This window comes from Kitasatospora sp. NPDC001539 (genome assembly GCF_040298565.1).
In the GTDB taxonomy this organism is placed as follows: Bacteria; Actinomycetota; Actinomycetes; order Streptomycetales; family Streptomycetaceae; genus Kitasatospora.
Genome location: NZ_JBEPAK010000460.1, coordinates 1 through 1,948, shown reverse-complemented (window position 1 = coordinate 1,948; position 1,948 = coordinate 1). Strand labels below are relative to the sequence as shown.

Below are 1,948 nucleotides of genomic sequence, written 5' to 3'. Positions count from 1 at the left end.
GCCGGGCCCCGTCCTCCGTGCGGGGAGGACGGGGCCGCGCGTGGGGTGGGGCCCCGCTCCCCCGGCCCCGGGCCGGGGGTCGCCGCCGGCCCGGTGGCGGGCCGGGGGTGTCAGCCCTTGACCTCGACCTGGGTCCAGACCGGGTTGCCGAAGGAGTCGAACTTCACGTTCTGCACCTTGGTCGAGTAGCCCGAGTTGGTGCGGTAGTACCAGAGCGGGATGGCCGGCATGCCGCTCGGCAGCACGGCCTCGGCCTGCTGGTAGCCGGTCACCGTGTCGGAGACGCTGGCGGCCTCGTCGGCCTTGGTGGCCGCGTCGTCGAACTGCGGGTTGCTGTAACCGAAGTCGTTGGAGGCCGCGCCGGTGCGGTAGACGTCGGACAGGAAGTTGGCGTTCAGCGGGTAGTCCTGCACCCAGCCGGTGCGGAAGGCGCCGTTGAGCTGGTGCCCGGTGATCGCCGCGCGCGCGGTCTTGAAGTCGGGCTTCGGGTCGCCCAGGCAGTCCACACCGGTGCTCTGCCGGATCGAGTTGCAGACCGCGTCGACCCACTCCTTGTGGCCGCCGTCCGCGTTGTAGGTGATCAGCAGCTTGTTGCCGGGGACACCGCCGCCGTCCTGGATCAGCTGCTTGGCCTTGGCCGGGTCGAACTTGCAGAAGTCGCCGCAGGCGCCGTCCTTGTAGCCCTCGACGCCCTCGGCGACCCAGGCGGTGGCGGGCTTGCGGGAGCCCTGCAGCACGGTCTTGGTGATGGTGTCGCGGTCGATCGCCATCGACAGGCCCTGGCGCACCTTGGCCTTGTCCGGCGAGGACCAGTCGCCCTGGTAGAGCGTGAAGCCGATGTTCTGGATCGCCCCCTGCGGGGCGTCGACCGCGCGGTCGCCGAGGTCGTTCTTGTACGTCGCCAGCGCGGACGGCGGCACCTGGTCCATCACGTCCAGGTTGCTGGACTGCAGGTCGGCGTAGGCCGCCTCGGACGTGGTGTACATCTTGAAGACGATGCCGCCGTTCTTCGGCTTGTCCACGCCCTGGTAGTCCGGGAAGGCCTTGGTGACCACCTCGGTGTTGTGCGACCAGCTGACGAACTGGTACGGGCCGTTGCCCACCGGCTTCTGCCCGTAGCCGGTCGGGTCCTTGAAGAAGCCGTCCGGCAGCGGCGAGAAGGCGATGTAGCCGAGCTTGTACTCGAAGTACGAGACCTTGTGGCTGAGCTTGACGGTGAAGTGCAGGTCGTCGGTGACGGTCAGGCCGGACATCTTGTCCGTGGTCGGCTTCCCGCTGGTGGGGTGGACGTCCTGGTAGCCCTCGATGTCGGAGAACCACGAGCTGTTGATCTGGGCGTTGGCCGGGTTGGCCCCCCAGTTCCAGGCGTCCACGAAGTTCTTGGCGTGCACCGGCGTGCCGTCGTGGAACTTCCAGCCGTCCTTCAGGGTGATGGTGAAGGTCTGGGAGTCACTGGTGTCGATCTTGTCCGCGACCTGCATCCGGACCTTCGCCGTGCTGGGGTCGTAGTCCACCAGGCCCTTGAAGAGGTTCTGGATGATGCGACCACCGCCGACCTCGTTCGCGTTGGCGGGCTGCAGCGGGTTCTGCGGCTCGCTGCTCTGGTAGCTGAAGGTCTTGCTGGCGTCCGACGAACTGCTACCGCCTCCTCCGCCGCCGCTGCTGCACCCGGTGGCCACCAGGACCACGGACGTCGCAGCGGCGAGGACCAGGCGGGCGCGGGTGGCCACGGGCATGGAGGTCCCTCCTCATGGGTGTGTGTCGCATCACACCCCATGAGAAGCGCGCCCCGGTGACGGCGCGAGCCGGGTGCACCCGGATGGGTGCCCGGACCCGCCTCTGGAGTTGACGGAACGACGGAAGGGCCCGCGGCCGGGGCCGCGGGGCCATGCTGGGCGCGGCGGGGTGAGGCCGCAGCCCACTCCCGGGCCCCGGCGAAGTGGCCGGG

1 protein-coding gene is annotated in these 1,948 nt (G+C 69.4%); it reads right to left on the bottom strand.

Features of this window, described 5'->3' with window-relative positions; genetic code table 11:
* Positions 1 to 110 precede the first annotated feature (110 nt).
* Positions 111 to 1,736, bottom strand: coding sequence for a peptide ABC transporter substrate-binding protein (locus tag ABT247_RS33245; protein WP_350750287.1), 1,626 nt, complete (start codon positions 1,734 to 1,736; stop codon positions 111 to 113).
* Between the last annotated feature and the right edge of the window lie 212 nt (positions 1,737 to 1,948).